Consider the following 18,760-nt stretch of genomic DNA (forward strand, 5'->3'; position numbering starts at 1 on the left):
TCAATTGAGATAACGGAAAGTGATTTTTTTATATCTAAAAATGAAAGAGGGCAAAAGAAAAGCCCTCTTTCTTATTTATAGAACGGAAAGGAGAGAATGCCATGAATGTATGGTTGTTTGCGGGCTGTATGTTCCTTGTAGCTGTCTTTTTGAACATGTTTCTATTGTTTGGTCACAGAATGATGAAAAAGCGGAGAAATAAGAAATGGAAGCGTGAAACTGAAATTGCAGATTAATAGGAGGTAGTACTTATGGGGAAAACATTATTTATTGCTGAAAAACAGAAGGTAGCTGTTGAATTATTAAAATCACCTAGATTTAGAAACTCTCAAAAGTATTCGGGAAGTATGCCGTATTATGGCTACTATGAAAATGAAAATTACATTATTAGTTGGTGCCGGGGGCATTTATTAGAGTTAAAACATCCGGAAGAGATGGATTCCAAGTATAAGGTATTTAAATTGGAGCATTTACCCTTAATTTATCAGCCAGTTTATAAAGTAAAACAAGAGTATGCTGAGCAACTACAAACACTTGTTAAACTGTTGCAGCGTCATGATGTTGACCACGTGGTAAACATATGTGATGCGGATCGAGAGGGAGAATTAATCTATAGGGAAGTATACGAGTACGCTGGGGTAAACAAAAAGCAATCTCGTGTATACAAGTCATCTTTTGAGGCAGCAGAATTAGAAGGAGCATTGAATCGATTAGAACCATTAACGGATTATGACGGGCTTGCACAATCGGCTAAAGCAAGGCAATACCTGGATTATATTCTAGGGATTAATGTTACAAGAGGCTGTACATCCAAACTAGCAAGAAACCAATTCTTATTGGCTTCTGGTCGTGTTCAAATGTGTATCTTGAATGAAATCCGTCAAAGGGAAATCGCTATTCAAAATTATAAAGAACAAACCTATTACAATTTAAAGCTACTAACGGAAAACGGTTTATCACCAGTAATGAAAACAGAAGATCAACTGATAGATCCATCGCCACTACAAAAGCTTGGAGATAGCTTGAAAGAAACGAATGTAATTGTAACGGAATTTAAAGAAAGCAATAGAAAAAAGAAACCAAAATTATTATATAACTTAACGGATATCTACAAAGATGCTCACGCCAAACTGAAGATAAATGCGGAAACAGCAAAAAAGCATATTCAGAGTTTGTATGAAGAAGGCTTTATCACATATCCTCGTTCTTCATCCAGGCATTTACCTACTGAGCAAGTGGAACGAGTGAAAGAAGTAATGGCAGCATTAGAAAAAAGCACCTATGCAAATCTCGTACAACAAGTAATCCCATCTTCTATTACAAAAAAACACACTACATTTAATGATGAATTAGTCAGTAGTCACTTTGCCATCATCCCAACAACAAAATTATATGTCGGGACCAACCGAGAACCATTAGAAAAACAGTTATATGACTTAATTGTAAAACGATTTATCGGGAATTTTATGAAACCAGCAATCTACTTGGTAAGAGAAGTGCATTTTATAGATCAAGAGGGCAACACATACAGTACAAAAGAAAAGATCCTACAAGAGAAAGGGTTTCTAAGTGTGTTTCAAGAGGATATAGAAGAGGGATCAGTTGAAGCATTCCAGATACCTATTTTACAAGAAGGAGATTCTTTCAGAATCGTTCAGTATGACTTGATTGAGTCTCGAACGAAGAAACCAGCCTTTCATACGGAAAGTTCCATTTTAACCTTTATGGAGACGGCAGGGCGTAAATTAGATGATGAACATTTGAAAGAACTTATGAAAGGAAAACGGATTGGGACAGTCGCAACGGAAGAAACGTTTATTCCAAAACTGTTAGAGCGAAGCTATATTGATGTTACTAACAGTCAGATTCGAACTACTAATATTGGTCGTGCGTTTATAGATGCTTTTCCGGTAGATGAAATCAAAAATCCAGCTTATACGGCTGAAATGGAAGGGATGATCTACATGATCGAAAAGAATGAAATGAAATATGAGGAATTTGTGGAGAAAACAAATACGTTTGTAAAAGACACAGTGGAACAATTAGGCGCAATGGATGATAAGGTGTCGGATAGCATTATTAATACCTGGAATCAGCAGATTGAGGTGTGCAAATGCCCTTGTAGAAAAGGAAAAATCCTTCATAAAGGCAATTTTTATGGGTGCAGTAATTATCCGGAATGTGAAATCTCCTTACCGAAAAAAATTAAAGAAAAAGCGATTCCGGAAGCGCAAGCGAAAAAGCTGTTTGAGGATAAGAAAACAGATCTTTTAAAAGGATTTAAGTCCAATGAGAAGGAGTTTTCCGCTTATCTCGTATTACATGAAGGGAAAGTTAAATTTCAGTTCCCAACACAAGAAGAGCTGTCATTTGGTAAATGTCCAAAATGTAAAAAGGGTGATATGCTTCATCGTAAAACATTTTATGGATGCACGGAGCATAAAAATGGATGTGATTTTATGTTACCAGCCAAGATGAAAGGAAAAGCGATTCCTGGTAATCAGATGAAAAAGTTAATTCAGTATAAAACAACAGATTTTATCAACGGCTTTCAAGGAGAAAAGGGAGAATTTACAGCAGCTATCTATATGGAAGCGGACGGAAGTTTGAAATTCCGTTTTCCAACGACTGAAGATCGTACCATTGGTAAATGTCCATTGTGTAAGAGTAGAGTCCTTGTAGGGAAAAGTAACTACTTATGTGAGAAATACAAAAAAGGCTGTGACTTCATTATCTTTGGTACATTCTCTGGTAAAAACCTAAGTAGTAACCATGTGAAAAAGTTATTAGAAAAGAATGTAACGGATCAGATCAAAGGGTTTATCTCGAACAAAAACGGGAAAAAATTTGACGCTCGTTTATCATACAGCGTACAGGAGAAGCGATTAAAATTCTTATTCGGCAAATAAAAATTGAATGTATGTAAAAGAGGACTAGGAAACGGAATAGTCCTCTTTTTTATTTCATTTTATAGAGTAAAGGGGGGATTCCGTAATGGCACGTGTCAGTACGGAGGATGCGATGAAAGCAAGAAAAGTTGACTTGATTTCATATCTGGAAGCAAAAGGAGAAACGTTTAAGAAAGAAGGAAATTATTATCGTCATACGGAGCATGATAGTCTCATCATTAAAGGAAATCAGTACGCCTGGAATAGTCGAGGGGAAAAAGGATATGGAGCGATTAGCTTTGCCATGATGTACTATGACATGACATTCCCACAAGCCGTAATGGACATTCAGAAGGGAGACTACAAAGAGTTTGATCGTTCAAAAGCTGAAGAGGAGCGCCAAAAAGAGCAGCAGCCATTTAGTTATCCTAAACACCTGGAAGTAAATAAGCAAACAGAGATAAAAGAATATCTAATTCATGAACGGAAAATAGATCCTCGCTTGGTGAATTGGCTGATTAAAAAGGATCTCATCGCCCAGGATAAGAAAAATAACGTGGTGTTCAAATGGAGAGAAGAAGGAGGCAAAGGGCAAGTAATTGGAATGAACCGTCAAGGTACGGTCAAAATGGAGAATAAAAGAGGAAGCTTTAAGCAAATTGTCCCGAATTATGAAAAAATTAATGCCGGTTTTACGGTTGATGTAGGTAAACCGGATAAGATTTATTTTTATGAAGATCCAATCGACATGTTATCTCATTGGAGCATTAAACAAAATAATATCCAAAACGCTCGCCTGGTTTCTATGCATGGATTGAAGTCAAAAACAGTGATTCAATCTTTAATGGATGCGAAAAAAGAAGGGCACGATATTAAAGAGGTCATCATGGCGGTTGATAATGATAAAGCTGGGAAAGACTTCATTCAGACAATGAAATGCTTTGTAGATCTTAAAGAAGATATTCCAACGAATGAAAAGGATTGGAACGATGTCCGGAAGAAACAGGTGAGTGAGCAACAGACAAAAGAAACAGACCAACCAAAGAAAGTGAAACCAATTAAAGAGGTGGAGCGAAGTGTCTAATCTACCAGAAATGCCAAACATATTACAAATTTTGATGTATGGTTTTATCCTTTATGTTCTTTTTCGTATTTGTAAATTTATGTATCGGAAGTTCCAGGAGCGAAGAATATTAAAGCGAATGGCTAAGTCCGGTATTCGTTATATAGATAAAATGGACGGACATCAATTTGAAGTATATCTAAAAGCTCTCTTTCGAGAGTTGGGTTATTCTCCAACAGTCACAAAGCAGTCAAATGATTTCGGAGCAGATCTGGTATTGAAGGGAAAAAATCGTATTGTAATCCAGGCGAAACGCTACGGAATGAAAAATAGAGTAGGCATCAGTGCCGTACAGGAGATATATGCAGCACAAGCCTATTACAAGGCACAAGAGGGCTGGGTTGTAACGAACAGTGTGTATACAAGGCAGGCGAAAGAATTAGCGGAAGCTTGTAATGTGAAACTAATAGATCGTGTAGAACTTCAGAAATTGATTAATAAAATTAATCCCGAATATTCGGCTGAAGATGTGTATCAAGGGGTAAAACCTGCAGAACGGAAATGTCCAACATGTAAACATGATTTAGTGGTTCGCAATTCAAATAAAACAGGAAATAAGTTTTTTGGTTGTACTCAATATCCTACATGTACACATACAGAGCCAATTAATAAATGAGCTGGGATGAAAATCCGGCTCTTTTTTCATTTTTTTAAGAATACATGAAAAAAATCAGTTCAACTGAAAAAACGACTCTTCAGATTTGATTGTATGAGTTTTTGGTGGGCTTATTAATATAATAAGTCTTATTCGTTATAAAAACGCATGTAAAGGGAGAGAGGGAATTTAAATGCGTTTTTAGGTTTTTTAGGAAAAATAAAAAGGGTAGCCATTATTTACGACTTAACCCTTTGTCTACGATCTGACGAATTGCTTCATTTCGGTTCTTCAGCTTATTTTCATGCCAATAATTTTCTATTTGTTCTACTTGTTCTTTTGTAAAAGTAACTAAAATTTGAGTGTACTTGTCTTTATTAACAGCCATATAGCAACCTCCTCTATAAAAATAATTATAAGTTATATAACTTATATTGACAACTGGAAAAATGAGTTATAGAATGGTTGTATAAGTTATATAACTTTATTGAGGAGGTTATTATATGGAACGGAAAGTTAAAAAGATGATGGCTGATCTTCAATTTATTATGAATCATGGTCAAATCAGTGTAGATTTTATGGATCAAGGATATAAAAGAATGCTTTTTAGTGCATTAGAAGCTACAGGAAAACAGTTTAATGTGCATACCAATGAGCATAATGAAACAATCTTGTTCTTAGAGTTAGTTTAGTAAATTTACGCAATGAGGGGCTGTTAATAATGGAGCAGTTAACGATTTTTGACGTAATGGATGAAACTAAAAATAAGCTTTATGAGGTAATAGAGAAAAATGGATTAGATTATAAGATTCATAAGTACTATTTATATTCAGATTATCAGGGAGCTGTTCAATACTACTATATAAGAACAACTGATAATACAATTATTGATTTGTGTCTCTCGGATTTTCCAGAAATTTTCGCTATCCATAAAGGGTTTAGTGATAAAGAAATTAAAAAATTTACAAATGGAACTTATAAGTCTAAATAAATAACAAAGTAATGGAGGAATGAAGAGTGAAGATTGCTGTATCGGAATGGAATGCATTGAAAAAAGAAACAAAGTTAAAGTTATTGCGTTATGCGATGTTAGAAAGTAAGTATAAGTATGCAAAATAAAAGCTCTTCATTTGCAAAAAGCAAACAAAGAGCAAAGTCATGAGTGACCATCTGGGAAAGAAATTGGCACATTTCTTTCCCTCTTATTTTAACATATAAAAAGTTGTAGAGAAAAGGGGCATGTAGAATGGAAGAAGGTCGTATTTCCTTTCAGCAAGGGTTTAAAGAGTTTCTTATTATGAGTGTCTGTTTTTGGTTCAGTATGTTTCTCATGTATGGTGAAAGCCTGTTACAATAGAATGGAGTCGAAAGTCTAAATACCCTTAGGTAGCGCTCATAGGTGTAAGATCTATGGGGGCTTTTTTAATAAGGAAATATAAAATTTCACGTACCGTAATGTTTAATAAAAAATAAAATACTTAAACAATAGTCTACATTTAATTTTTTTTCCTAAATAATCCGCTTAATGGATACTGCATTGTTTGGGATGTTGCAGAATCCTAATAATAAGGATTCTTTTTTATTATATTTAAGCAAAAGAGAACTCTTAAATTAAAATTAGAATAGTAGAAGGCCTTCGAACGAGTGCTTTATCTATTTTTGAATAAAACACTGATTTGAATTATGTTTCTCAATAAACAAGATATGTAAATGGGATAAAATAAACTTTATGAGATATATTTAGGGGTCACCACGCTATTTTGAGGATTTTTACGTTTAGACACAAGTTGACCTTTACCATGTATGTTAAGAGCTATATTATCCAAAAAACTATATTTATGTGTTGAAAGGAGTATCAAAGCTGGAAATTATAATCTACGCTACTTTAAAAAAATGTTTTAGTAATGATTTTTGTTAATATAACTAGGAGGGGTAATATGAAATTAATATCAAAAATAGTAATGACCGCGTTAATAGTATTGAGTACATTTGCATTCAACTTAGGTGGACAATTTGATAAGGGTTTTCTTTCTACCTCAAAAGCATATGGGGATGTAATCAAGGCACTTCCACAAAATGCGTCAAATATAGAGTTAGATTATGCTCCTGTGTATGACTACGACACAGACGGGTGTTATGCGACTGCAGCAATTTCTCCAGATGGCACGACTAACCCTGGCCTAAGTTTGAGCGGTTCCCCGGAAAGTGTCTGTAGAGATCTTAACCGACTGGAAAATTCAAACACTTATTCTCGGGCCAAATCAAATAATGGCTGGACTGCAATTATGTACGCGAGTTATTTTGAGAAAGATCAAGCATCTTTGGGCCCTGGTTCGGCTGGACATCGACATGACTGGGAACACACAATAGTTTGGGTTAAAGATAGTCAGGTTCAATATGTAACTTATTCAGCACATGGTAATTGGTACACTAACCCTCGCTCAAACGTTAGATTCGATGGAAACCACCCGAAAATTGTATACCATAAGGACGGCGGCTCGACACATGCTTTTCGCCTGGCTAATAGCAATGACGAGCCGCCAGAAAACTATTATAAACAGTGGCTCCAACTACCAATGGTTGGTTGGAATGGCTATCCAAGCCCAAATATTCGAGAAAAACTAATGACTACGAACTTTGGAGATGCAACACTTGAGATCAAAGATGGCAGATTTGAAAAAGCTCTTGCTAACGCAAAGCCACCCATTAACTTTGACCCTTATACACCGGAACTGGAAGATGGTGGTACTTATCAAATAGTTTCTATTTTAAATAATAGTAGTGTCGTTGACTTAAATCAAGCAGATGGAAATGTTCAATTGTGGCAAAATGGCAACGCTAATAATCAAAAATGGAAGCTCGTATATGATTCAAATAAATCAGCATACCAAATTAAAAATATAGCAAATCAAAATTTAGTATTAGCTTGGAATGATCTTAATGGTTCTAATAATGTAGTTGCTACATCTAATCAAAATAAGGAAGAGCAATATTGGATACCAACAGAAGCAGGAAATGGATATTATTATGTAAGGAATAAGAAGGATCAAAACAAAGTGTTAGATGTAAGTGGTTATGGTACTGCAAATGGAACAAATGTTACAGTATATAATTTCCATGGTGGTAATAATCAAACATTCCAATTGTCTAATGTAACAGGGACTTTAACAAGAGAAGTGGAGTCACTCTATAAGGCACAGCCTGGTCAAACCAGTAGATCAAGTAATAATTTTTCACTTGAACATCTCGCGGCAGGTACCAAAGTACGAGTTGTTTTAGAAGGAGCAGGTGCTACCTCTTTGTCATTTAAAATCGCAAGAGATAAATCAGGTACAGACCCTGTAATTTGGTCAAATGTTAGAGATGGTTCTATTCTAACGATCCCTTCAGGAGATGATAGAAAGAATTTGTATATCGCAGGTCCTCCTAGCGGATATACTTCTAACGGTACATTTAAAGTGAAATTTTACGCTCTTCCAAACTAAAAAATATTATAACGTTTCTATTCCCTTTATATTAATCTAATTAGAAAATGAGTATGCATACTTCAAAAAATTATTTCGGCTTGCTCGATTGGATTAACTATATTAATAGGAAATATAGTGTTTTGTTGCAAAGTTTTTTTAATAAAGCGTATAAAATGGGATCGAAAGTCTAAATACCCTTAGGTAGCTCTCATAGGTGTAAGATCTATGGGGGCTTTTTTAACAAGAGAGATATATAATTTCACGTACCGTAATGTTTAATAAAAACCAAACACATAAAGTATAGTCTACATTTAATTTTGTGCCTAATTAATCCGCTTAATAGATTCGGTCTCATCTGTTTTGGATAATATTTTATGTGAAATGCAGATATTATTTTTATTTCGGATAGATTTCTTGCGAAATATGTACCTAGAGCCGTATATTAATTTAAATGTGATACGATAGTTGTATAGATGCATTTAGATGGTAAAAGGAGATGAGTGTTGATGAAAAACCATATAAAAGTAAATGGAAAACTCCTTCAGACAAATAAAAAATGGTCACATCTCCGGCAAAAACAAAAAGATAATATTTCTAATTGGTTACGTAGAGAATACATACAGTTTGTAAGAACACATCATCGAAAACCTAAAAAATACGAGCATGATGAGATTCTTCATGAAGTGATGAATCAAATACAGGAACGTGAGATTTGGATTCCATATAGTGAAGTGAAAAAATACTATGTAAGCAAAATAGGAAAATGGTTTAGAAAAATAGAAGGTGAATGGGAAAGACAAATAGACAACAATGAGCCGCTGGAAGTATTAAAAGAAAAGTAGATACAAATAGGGGGCGTATTTCATGTATAACTTACAAGAAGATATGTATGAACAATTGAAAGAGAAAAAAGGGGAAGTTACTGTATTTTTACAGAATGGCGTTTCAATACGTGGGCAGATCCTTGCAACGGATAAATTTACCGTTCTTATGATGGTTCATGGTAAGCAACAACTGGTTTACAAACAAGCAATTTCCACTATTATCAAGTAATTCTTTTTCCTTCGAGGGGAGAGGCAAATACAGCAAAAAAAAGAAGATTGAGATCAATCTTCTTTCAAGTGAAGGAATAGATGACAGATTACTACTTCAACTTCTAATCAATTATAATTAAGTATGTAATAATGTTCAAGTCGTTCGAAATTTTCTCAATTTATTTGTATTATTTTTAAATTAAAATATAAGTAATTCTTTTTATTATTATATATTTGTTCTTTCCTGTTGCAGAATCCTTAAGCTATTAAGGATTCTATTTTTGTATCAAAAATCTACAAAAAAAAGATAAGATCGGGAACACAATCTTATCTTTAGCGCAAGGAGTAAACAAAAGGATAACTATCATATAGTTATTATAATTTATTTTTTGTTAATTTTGAATGTTATAACTATAATTAACAAGCATATCTATATTGAGAAATTTATTACCAATTTAGTTATAAATGATTTAAAAGTTTACTTTCAAATCAGAAAAGGTTAGATCCTCGATAGGCTTCACCCCAGCCATAAACCTTACGATCAAAAACAAAGGGTAACTCAATTATCAAACTCATATAAAGTTTCAATCCTGTCTAAACACCCATTAGGATATGCAACTGATTATCTATCTTTCTTTACATAATCTCCAGATACAGTCCATATCAACTATAGATTCTTGTCTTATGCTAAATGTAATCAAAAAGCAAGTAGATAAAGATAATGATTAAAACATTAACTCTAGATACTTTTTTGATGAATATTACAAATAAACAGGAGGTAATGAAAAATGATTAAAACATTATTAGCAGGAGCACTTTTAAGTACAGGATTGGTAGCGGGAGGTGCAGCAGGTGCAGATGATACGAAAATGGACAATTTAAAGTCAAATGAAAATGGTTCAAGTCAAGTAATTACACAGAGTGCAGATGGAACAACATCTTTCTCACAAAACTTTGATTTACCTAAAGATGCAGTGCCAGCAACTCCTAAAGAAGGTGCAAAAACTGTTGAAAAAACAGAAGGTACAGGTACAGATTCTGAAGAAGGAAAAATGGTAGAAACAAAAGAAGGAAATTAAATAAAATATAGTCATAACGAAGAGCATCCAAAAAGTGGTGCTCTTTTTATATGATAGGGATCAACTAGTTTTACTCAATATAGAACTGTAGGAGGAATTGAGGCTAGAACATGGGGTACTGTCTCTTCAAACCATGGTGTTTGAAGAGACAGTAGTTTTATAGCGATGTAGCGGTACCAAATAGCCGTTTAATAATTATTTATGCTACCTTTATATATTTACATAATCAAACGTTATTACTCATTTTTAATTGCTCTAAAAGATAATCACAGACATTCACAAAAATACATTGTTTTTTCAAACTTAATAATAAGTATTTCAATTCAAATTCTTGATAAAAAATCTTAGTAATATATAGTTTAAACTCATCTAAATTAGGCTTTTCTGGGCTGTATAGCATATCTAAAGGAAGTTTAAATTTAGAAAATAAATGATCGTTTTGGGCAAAAATCGAAACTTCTTCTCTAGTTAATCGATCATGAAATGCAATTAAAATTTTTCTTAAGGCATTTACTTGTTCTTCTTCAAATTCATAATCTATAACAAATCTATAAAATGGGAATTCATCTGACTGAATCATACCTTGCATAAGTCTAAATTGATATCTTAATAAAGTCACTTCTTTAATTAAATCCATATTTCCCCTCCTGTATTTCCCTAAATTAACCAGTTTATCATAACAATTTATAACTTGAAATACAAATACTTATGATATATCACCCATACAATTTTTATTAACATAACCTATCATTATCAATAGTTAACGATGCATAAAATTTTCATTATGGGGGTAATTAAAACTATTGGCTTGATAGGGATGTGGCGGTACCCCTATATAGTGCTCTTCTTTATTTGCAAATGATATTTGTCCTTTTTTTACATATTTTTATAATTTTTACACAAACTATTTCTAAGCTGGTTGAACTAGTGGCTTCACTCTTGGAAAACAATTAGTTTTCCAATCAAGCTCATGAAACCCACAGGCAGACAATCTAAAGTATTGTCTGCCAAATCATTAACTTTTTATATAATGAATGAAAGTTTTGTACATACCCTTTTTAAGTTAACAGTAATGGGATTCCAGAATTCTCCTCCAGTATAACAGTTCTGTAATAGCAGGGAATTAATTAAGTTACTTGCTTTTTTTGTATAATTACATTGATTTTACACAAACTATTAATGATTCATTTTACCAATATGAGTCATTTGGACATTTTAAAAATCCTCATGAATTGCTCTTTATGGGACAAGCAATATAGCTTGTCCTGTTTTTATGTTTAGAATATGCCTCTTTTATTAACATTAGCTTAAAATATAAGTATCGCGACATAGGTATCAACGTAGGTTTTTAATCTATTCCTAAAATGGGAGTAAGACATTCCTTATGAGGACTAAAAAACAGATAGTAAATAAGCCTAGATTCACTGATAAAAAGGATCAAAAGGGGCGGGAATTACTTTTATGGAACGATAGAGCATTTCAGATACCGTTACACATTTATAATCATTGTTTTTTAAATACCTCATGATACTTTCTAATGCTTTAACTGTCTGAGATGATTGAGAAAATTCACTACCATTCCAATCATGGAGTAGAATGTTATTACCAGGTTTAACACCTTTGGTTATATATTTAGAAATTTTGCTTGCTGCTGGGTTTCTCCAATCTTGAGGATCCAGATGCCATGACCATAGAATAACGAGTTTCCCATTTTGTATAGCTGTATTAATAATTAAATCATTGTGAAGGCCTCCGACTGGACGATAGAGAGTTGGTTTATAGCCAGAAATTTGCTTGATAATTTCATCTGTCTGATCTAATTCTGCTGTTAATTTAGCGCTAGTAATATTTTTATCATATATATGATTATAAGTATGATTAGCAATTTCGTGTCCTTCTTTTACTTGCCTTTTTAAAATAGCAGGAAATCTTTTAACTTTATTACCTGCTACGAAAAGGTTGCTTTCGCATTGTATTTAGCTAAAATATCAAGTATTTGAGGGGTAAAAACAGGATGAGGCCCATCATCAAATGTTATTGCAACTATTTTTTCCTTTGTATTTACTTCCCAAATTACCTTCCCTGTTTTTTCATACGCCTTACGACTATTTGTAAAAGCATATATGGGTATCTGTGTGGAACAAAAAGAAACGATTAAAAGAATGAGGATTATCCAATTTTTTTTCACGAATAATACACTCCTATGAGATACAAGTAAGTTTAGTTTATGGAGTTATTATCAAATTATTTAATGAAAAATTGGATAGTGGCAAGTTGAAGATTAGAACTATCATTTTCTCGTCAGTTGAGGGTTCAATTTTATATTGGTGCTATTCATCGTATACAATCCCTTTTAATTACTCATGTAAATCCTTACGGGACATTTAAACTTAATATAAATAAACGGACTCCTATTAAGTTTGGAATTTCATAAAGTAAATTTATATGTACGGAAATACTCAAAGAATTATTGTTAGCTATAACATGAAATTCATTTCCTAATAGTTGATTAATCCTATATTTAAATATATGTTTTTCTATAAGAATCCTACATTCTTCTCTATTTATCTATACTTATAATTTTTATAAATCATTATAGTGTAAATATTGATTTTAAGTTGATTAATTAAAATGGCGTGTCTACTGCTTTTTCATTTAACAAAAAAGAACCTGCAAATCCGCAGATTCTCCTGATAATGATTTATATAAGTAAGACCTGAAAATATAATACAATAATTTGAAAATGGGTTCAAGTAAATAAAAAGGACCCGCTGGAGTTTCGGTCCTTTTAGAAGTGATGATGTTTTCTCGGCTTAGGAACGGAGAAAATACAAAAATATAATACATCGAGATTTAGAGAATTTCAATATTTAAATTAAAAATTACCGTGGGGTGGATGAACATGGATAGTGGCTATCGTGGAGAGGTTGGAGTGTTGGTAGATAACACTGAAAGACCAATAAGTTTAAATATGAAATCTCATGTAATCGAAAAGGTACACGCTTCGCTCAAGGCGTCATCGCACCAGTGGTAACAGCTCATTTTGTTGAGGTGGACGAGCTATTGGTTAGCGAACGAGGTGTTGGCGGATTTGGATCTACGGGAACGAAGTAATACAAAATTTGAATTTTGTATTAATGAATATTGAGGATAAACCTATAAATAAAGGCTCCACTCTCAAAAGGGTGAGAGTGGAGCTTATGGATGAAATTACTGAGTTCTTGGGATGGTGAACATCAGCACATAAATAATAGCATGAGTATTCAGAAAAAACATTGAGTAAATGTTTCCGATTTTTCAAATTATAGTTAATTAATTTTTATTAAACAAAAGCGTTATTTTTTAAAAGAATCTTTACGCCTATACAAAAAGGTAGCAGGCAACTAATTAAGTTACCTGCTATGCTCGCACACTGGAGCAACTTACATTTGGAAAGAGAGAAGCCAGGGAGAAAGCGGTTCAAATGTAGTATGTGTAATACAAAAAAGATTATTCAAAAAAGGGGAACGAGAGATGGAACTATTAAAAACTCAAAAATGTCCGTATTGTAATTCAGTTGTAGAAGATTGCCGCGCTCAATGGGAAGAAGGAAATCATGAGGTAGAATGCGATTCTTGCAATGAAAAATATTAAGTAGTACCTATTTATGAATTTAAGGGTTTTGAAGTTCAAAAGATTTGTGATCATTGCAATGAGGTGGAAGAAGAATGTTATTGTGATGCTGAGGAAGATGAAAACTAAACAAAATAGTTATTTGAACTAAAAAAGACTCTATTAGAGAGTGTGGTGCCCTTAGACCAAGAACTATAACGAGGATTAATGAAAGAATTCTATATACCAAATTGACAGTAATACAAGCCATCCAATGGTAAGAGCAATGTATTTAAAAATTTTCATGATTACTCCTTTTAGTTATAGAGTGCACCATGCTAGAGAATGTTATTAATTTATAAACAAAATTCTTATTGTATAAAAAATAAAAGAACCCGTTTGTTATAAACGGATTCTTCCCTTAAGGTGTGCAAGAAATTCAAGGTAACTTGACCAGAGTAACCCGTGGAATTCCTTGTGGTAATACTGTATGCAAAGGAACCAATAAGGTTAATGAATTTTAAACAAAATCCTTATTTAAAAACAAAAGGCCCTAGAGTTAGGGCTCTAGGGCTTTTTGTTTTGGTATTCTCACATGGTTTTTCAAAAAGAATAGAACGTACTGAAAATAACATATGAATGTTTCATAAATGTATCGGAAAAGTGAACAAAATTGTTATTGCAGAAGAAGCAGAAATAAAGTTTCTAATACGTAAGTACGTGAAAGGTATTATTTCCAGTGGATAAAATGTACATGGGACACCTAATCATTATTTTATCGGAGGAAAAGAATATGTTATGAATTTGGTTGAATGAAAAAATGAAAATTTTACTTTTAGAGTGAAATCGAACAAAAACTTCATTTTAAACAACAAAGCAGCTAGCCGAAATAGCTAACTGCTCCGTTGTACAATTTTAGAAGTTTGAATCGATACAGATATATGTTGTAACAAAAAGTTACAACTATAGTATAAACAAATATCAAAATATTATGCAGGTAAGAAAACTAAACAAAAATTTCATTTTGTAGAAAAGAGGAAGCTAAAAAAGAGCACTACATATAAGTGCTCTTGTCGAGAGTGAGTATAAATTCCTATCATTCTATACTGGTATATGCAATGTATTATGTAGTTGTTACTAAAGTTAATGTCAGTTTTTAAAATTAGAGGTTTCTTTTAATGAAACCTCTAAAAAGACAACTAAAGTTACGTTATAGTAAATTCAATTGCAATAGGAGTACCTCCATCTAGGACGGCTCCTCCTACAATAGTAGCAGCTGTAGTAGTCACACCAGTAATAGTATCACTTGTTTGAATAACGCCATTAATATAAAGCGTAAAATAAGCATAAGAAGCAGGGAATGTAGTTACAGCACCAGTGTCATCAGTGAAGTCTGTGTTAGCAAAAGTTAAATCTGCTCCAGCGGCAGTTCCTGTTGCTGCTGTACTTACAAATCTTCTTCCAGCTATAAAAGGCTTAACGATAGGCATTTATGTTCACCCCTTTTTGAGAATTAACTCGGACAAGTTTTTTGAAAGTCTTGTCCTGTATTGTATGCTATGTTGTGCTTCCTTTAAGAGAAGCGGCTTGTACACTAGTAAAAAAGTATAATTCTTATTTGTTTATTGAAACAATTCCAACTACATAACTAGAATATGTGTTATAATATCTATTGAACATATGAATAGGATAACAACTACCTGCTGTTGGCAAGTAGCAATTTATCTAATGAAAAGATCACTTGTTTCCAAGACAAGTGATCTTTTTTATACATTTCCTATACTATTTTTGAGATCCATTAGATATTTTAGTTCTTTTATTGATATTGCGTATTCATTCCCCAACTACTTTGAGTTTAATACTATATCCCGTTTTCAGCCGCATCGAGTTATAGTATCGATTCGATATTTAATAAATATTGTTTAATCTAAAAGCCCCTGTTCTATCAAACAGTTATCACAATATAAATTGTTATATTTATCTTTTATAAATCTTTTCTTCACAAGAGTCACTTATGAATATCGTTTTTCATATCCAACTTTATATTCCTCCACGTAATTTCCTTCTTAATGTGTAAAAGTGTAAACGTGGACATTTACACTTTTACACAAGTTCACAAAAACAATACAACTATAAAACGTTATAATATAATTAAACATTAATGTATTATTTACAAACAGGAGTGATTTCATTGGAAAACTTTGATGGTGAGCTACACCAAATTGATATGGATCAAAAAGAAGCAATACTAGTTGTAAGGGCTTACAAAAGGTATTTAGCAAAAACAGATGAAGATAGGGAATATGGAACAGAAGTGATTGAACGTATTAGCAATTGTGATACTACTCGTGAGGATGCTGATTTTATTATAAGATGCACGGAAGTTATTGATGATCTTATTAATAAAGTTGTCGAGGAGAAAGTAGCAAATAAAAGCTAATCTACTACTATAGGGTAACCCTCCTAAAAAACATCTATCATATAGACTACGGATTATCTCTAAATGAGCTTGTTGCTTTACGAATGAAACATTTTTCATTTTTAGAACTATATATTATCTATTCCTGAACTAGTGACCCAAGATATCACAGCGATAGTTCACTCTTTGTTTTTTGCCACTTTAGGTTCGAAACCTATCTTTGGAGTTATGATGAAGATGTATCAAGATTTCAAATGGAAATCTATATTCAAAAAAATGATTAGTTTGGAGATAAAGCAGACAAATTTGAGGAAAGGGATTTCTGCATAACTTTTTCGAAATACTTTTATTTTAAAAATGACTCAGAAGCAATGCACAGCTGAAAATATTGTTAAGCGATTAGGATTTAAAACTCACATATAATTCTTTAGTCGAAAAGGAATAAAAAAACTAGTTTATTAGACAAACCATTTTTTCTTTTTACACTTTTTTCTTTTTGGTAAGTCAGGAAACTTCTTCATTGTGTCAAAAGCATGCATGAGCGTGAAATATGGATGTTTTAAAATCATTTTTGGTCCGCTCTTTTTCATAACTTCCTTAACTAAACCTTTCATTTCTGGTTTATAACAATGAATATTGCAATTTTGACATGCTGGTTTCTTTTCTTGAAATGGACATTTTGATAAACGAAAATAAGCATAATCTTTTAATTTTTGACATTCTTCACATAGAGTATTTTGTTTATGTTCGTTTTTACAATACATATCAATCATAATGCTAATTGTTTTTTCTTCACGTTCAATTCGATTCATAAATTGGCGCCTCCTGTTTCAAAGTCTCTCTGCTTTAATTGTAAAACTTTTTAGAGGGTTTACTTGAATTTTTAATGACAGTTTTTCTAATGTTTATCTCTTTTCTAAGACTTAAATATGGTTCCTTCTTTTTCTTGTGAGCTTCGGGTACCTTAACGACTTGAACAGCAAGAGTTCACTTGATTTTTCCATGTTATTAATTGATTCTATTGGAAGGTGGGGAGTATTTGAAGTTTACTGCTATATCAAATAATTCAGCCTTAGAGCACGCAATCTGCGTTTTGTTTCAGGAGCACTATACAATTTTTAAATTAATGAATGTGTGGTGGTAACGCTTTTTATAAAATTGGATTTTTAGCGGAATAAATGTTAAGTTCATTTTACATTTTGTTAATTATGGTATACATTGAAGGGAAGAGGTGGTGAACTTGACTATTTTTAACAAAGTAAAGGAAATTAGAGCTCGTTTTAATTTCACACAAAGTGTATTAGCTGAAAAAGTTGGAGTGACGAGGCAAACGATCGCAGCAATTGAAAAAGGGGATTACGTCCCTTCATTATTACTAGCATTGTCAATTTGTGATGTGTTTGATTTGAAGATGGAAGAAGTGTTTGTATTAAATAAGGAGGAAGAAGAGGATGAATAGATTGATGATTTCTTATATGATTAATGTACTTATTATGGCATTAGCATGTTGGGTATTCATTGAACTTTATTACGGCATTATAGAACTTGCCAATATTATTGACGCTAAGAAAGTAACTTTTGAAGTATCATTAAATATTACACCAGTCTTATTTTTATTAGTTATAGGTATTGTAATAACAATTTTTTATAAAATACAGAAGAAGAAATATAACGCCCTTTCATATCTGATGTATCCACTATTGTTTCCCCTAGAAGACGAACGTGAAAAGTTAATTACTGAAAGAGCTTGTCGTACAGCATTTGTTTCAGTATGGTATGTGTTAATCATCGCAATTGGATTTTTAGTGCTTTCTCCTATTTTTAATATGTATATTCCAGGATATCCCTTATACATTGTATTTATTGTTTTCTTTATTCAAATGACAGTTTTTTATTTATCTTTATACCGACATAAAATAATGTAAAGTGAGACCCACTTGTAAAAGCAAGAGGGTTCCTTTATATGCATGATTTATAGTGATTCCCTTAATAATTTTCTATTTTCTAACATATCATTTAATAGAATCTGTCCCATCATCATTGCAAAGTTATCCCTGGTCTTTGTATAGTAGTCATTAAGTTTTAACAGATAGTCTTTCCTGGGGACATGGGTGATTACAAATCCACGGTTTATTTCTTTAGGAAAAGGAATATATATATTCTTAACATCCTGGTTTGTAGTGTTAGAATTTTTAAATACTAAATCATTTAGATTACTAAAAAATTCTTTTCCATTAGAGATAGGTTGGATTTTTTTAGCTATGTGAACACCATTATTATTTTTATTTGAAGCTATTCCCCATATAATTACACCACCAGAAGCATGAGAAAAAAACGATATACTTTTTTCGTAATTCTTTTTATCATCTATTGAAAGGGCACTATTTGTACAGTTTTTTTTGCATTGAAATGTAAGGAATATATTCTCTTCTTGCTGTGCAATGATCATTTTTTGAATGTATGAAAATCCTTCTTGTACAAACTTTATAAAAATTTTCTTCGCATTCACCAAATTAAATATTCTCGTTTTCTATTTGTAATAAAATATTTAAAAGAGTAATTCA

General features: G+C 32.5%; 16 protein-coding genes and 4 pseudogenes. 14 read left to right on the top strand and 6 right to left on the bottom strand.

What is annotated here, in order from left to right; translation table 11 throughout:
• Window positions 1-101 precede the first annotated feature (101 nt).
• The 4 genes from DOS87_RS30265 (at window position 102) to DOS87_RS17295 (ending at window position 4,627) form a co-directional block, all read left to right on the top strand.
• Window positions 102-236 (top strand): hypothetical protein, encoded by a 135-nt coding sequence (locus DOS87_RS30265; protein WP_001103675.1) that lies wholly within the window; start codon window positions 102-104, stop codon window positions 234-236.
• Between the two features lie 15 nt (window positions 237-251).
• Window positions 252-2,909 carry a type IA DNA topoisomerase gene (locus tag DOS87_RS17285; RefSeq protein ID WP_208730042.1) on the top strand — a complete coding sequence of 886 codons (2,658 nt, stop codon included), beginning with the start codon at window positions 252-254 and terminating at the stop codon, window positions 2,907-2,909.
• Window positions 2,910-2,994: 85 nt separating this feature from the next.
• Window positions 2,995-3,972 (top strand): DUF3991 and TOPRIM domain-containing protein, encoded by a 978-nt coding sequence (locus DOS87_RS17290; RefSeq protein ID WP_208730043.1) that lies wholly within the window; start codon window positions 2,995-2,997, stop codon window positions 3,970-3,972.
• Window positions 3,965-4,627 (top strand): restriction endonuclease, encoded by a 663-nt coding sequence (locus DOS87_RS17295; RefSeq protein WP_208730044.1) that lies wholly within the window; start codon window positions 3,965-3,967, stop codon window positions 4,625-4,627. The genes DOS87_RS17290 and DOS87_RS17295 overlap by 8 nt, the downstream gene beginning before the upstream one ends.
• Before the next feature lie 214 nt (window positions 4,628-4,841).
• On the opposite strand, the gene DOS87_RS17300 is transcribed toward DOS87_RS17295, so the two are convergent.
• Window positions 4,842-4,994 (bottom strand): ribbon-helix-helix domain-containing protein, encoded by a 153-nt coding sequence (locus DOS87_RS17300; RefSeq protein WP_000290205.1) that lies wholly within the window; start codon window positions 4,992-4,994, stop codon window positions 4,842-4,844.
• A gap of 115 nt (window positions 4,995-5,109) precedes the next feature.
• Between DOS87_RS17300 and DOS87_RS17305 the strand changes: the two genes are divergently transcribed.
• From DOS87_RS17305 to DOS87_RS17330, 6 genes and pseudogenes are all read left to right on the top strand, one after another.
• Window positions 5,110-5,298 carry a hypothetical protein gene (locus DOS87_RS17305; RefSeq protein WP_017674542.1) on the top strand — a complete coding sequence of 63 codons (189 nt, stop codon included), beginning with the start codon at window positions 5,110-5,112 and terminating at the stop codon, window positions 5,296-5,298.
• A gap of 29 nt (window positions 5,299-5,327) precedes the next feature.
• A pseudogene (locus tag DOS87_RS17310) lies at window positions 5,328-5,587 on the top strand (hypothetical protein).
• A 956-nt stretch (window positions 5,588-6,543) separates the two neighbouring features.
• Window positions 6,544-8,091, top strand: a complete 1,548-nt coding sequence (locus tag DOS87_RS17315; protein WP_208730046.1) for an NPP1 family protein — start codon at window positions 6,544-6,546, stop codon at window positions 8,089-8,091.
• A gap of 488 nt (window positions 8,092-8,579) precedes the next feature.
• Window positions 8,580-8,915, top strand: a complete 336-nt coding sequence (locus tag DOS87_RS17320) for a transposase (RefSeq protein WP_151919976.1) — start codon at window positions 8,580-8,582, stop codon at window positions 8,913-8,915.
• 22 nt (window positions 8,916-8,937) lie between these two features.
• Window positions 8,938-9,126 carry an RNA chaperone Hfq gene (gene hfq / locus DOS87_RS17325; protein WP_151919975.1) on the top strand — a complete coding sequence of 63 codons (189 nt, stop codon included), beginning with the start codon at window positions 8,938-8,940 and terminating at the stop codon, window positions 9,124-9,126.
• 769 nt (window positions 9,127-9,895) lie between these two features.
• Window positions 9,896-10,180: pseudogene (locus DOS87_RS17330) on the top strand (hypothetical protein); the annotation flags it as partial.
• A 232-nt stretch (window positions 10,181-10,412) separates the two neighbouring features.
• On the opposite strand, the gene DOS87_RS17335 reads toward DOS87_RS17330, so the two are convergent.
• Window positions 10,413-10,823 (bottom strand): DUF1878 family protein, encoded by a 411-nt coding sequence (locus DOS87_RS17335; RefSeq protein WP_151919973.1) that lies wholly within the window; start codon window positions 10,821-10,823, stop codon window positions 10,413-10,415.
• A gap of 784 nt (window positions 10,824-11,607) precedes the next feature.
• A pseudogene (locus DOS87_RS17340) lies at window positions 11,608-12,374 on the bottom strand (polysaccharide deacetylase family protein).
• A gap of 711 nt (window positions 12,375-13,085) precedes the next feature.
• On the opposite strand from DOS87_RS17340, the pseudogene DOS87_RS17345 reads away from it, so the two are divergent.
• Window positions 13,086-13,300, top strand: a pseudogene (locus tag DOS87_RS17345) (dUTP diphosphatase); the annotation flags it as partial.
• 1,682 nt (window positions 13,301-14,982) lie between these two features.
• On the opposite strand, the gene DOS87_RS17355 reads toward DOS87_RS17345, so the two are convergent.
• A complete protein-coding gene (locus DOS87_RS17355; RefSeq protein WP_001123249.1) occupies window positions 14,983-15,267 on the bottom strand; it encodes a DUF4183 domain-containing protein in 285 nt (94 codons plus the stop codon).
• Between the two features lie 701 nt (window positions 15,268-15,968).
• On the opposite strand from DOS87_RS17355, the gene DOS87_RS17360 reads away from it, so the two are divergent.
• Window positions 15,969-16,217, top strand: a complete 249-nt coding sequence (locus DOS87_RS17360; RefSeq protein ID WP_151919972.1) for a hypothetical protein — start codon at window positions 15,969-15,971, stop codon at window positions 16,215-16,217.
• Window positions 16,218-16,654: 437 nt separating this feature from the next.
• Here DOS87_RS17360 and DOS87_RS17365 read toward each other — a convergent pair whose 3' ends face one another.
• Window positions 16,655-17,008: a nitrous oxide-stimulated promoter family protein gene (locus tag DOS87_RS17365; protein ID WP_151919971.1), complete on the bottom strand. Its 354-nt coding sequence runs from the start codon at window positions 17,006-17,008 to the stop codon at window positions 16,655-16,657.
• A 428-nt stretch (window positions 17,009-17,436) separates the two neighbouring features.
• On the opposite strand from DOS87_RS17365, the gene DOS87_RS17370 reads away from it, so the two are divergent.
• Window positions 17,437-17,655 (top strand): helix-turn-helix transcriptional regulator, encoded by a 219-nt coding sequence (locus tag DOS87_RS17370; protein ID WP_000151822.1) that lies wholly within the window; start codon window positions 17,437-17,439, stop codon window positions 17,653-17,655.
• Window positions 17,648-18,121: a DUF2178 domain-containing protein gene (locus DOS87_RS17375; protein WP_151919970.1), complete on the top strand. Its 474-nt coding sequence runs from the start codon at window positions 17,648-17,650 to the stop codon at window positions 18,119-18,121. Before DOS87_RS17370 ends, DOS87_RS17375 begins: the two co-directional genes overlap by 8 nt.
• A gap of 47 nt (window positions 18,122-18,168) precedes the next feature.
• Here DOS87_RS17375 and DOS87_RS17380 read toward each other — a convergent pair whose 3' ends face one another.
• Complete coding sequence (locus DOS87_RS17380; RefSeq protein ID WP_151919969.1) at window positions 18,169-18,708, bottom strand: hypothetical protein; 540 nt, start codon at window positions 18,706-18,708, stop codon at window positions 18,169-18,171.
• Between the last annotated feature and the right edge of the window lie 52 nt (window positions 18,709-18,760).

This window comes from Bacillus sp. CR71, assembly GCF_003429245.1.
GTDB classification, from domain to species: Bacteria; Bacillota; Bacilli; order Bacillales; family Bacillaceae_G; genus Bacillus_A; species Bacillus_A thuringiensis_S.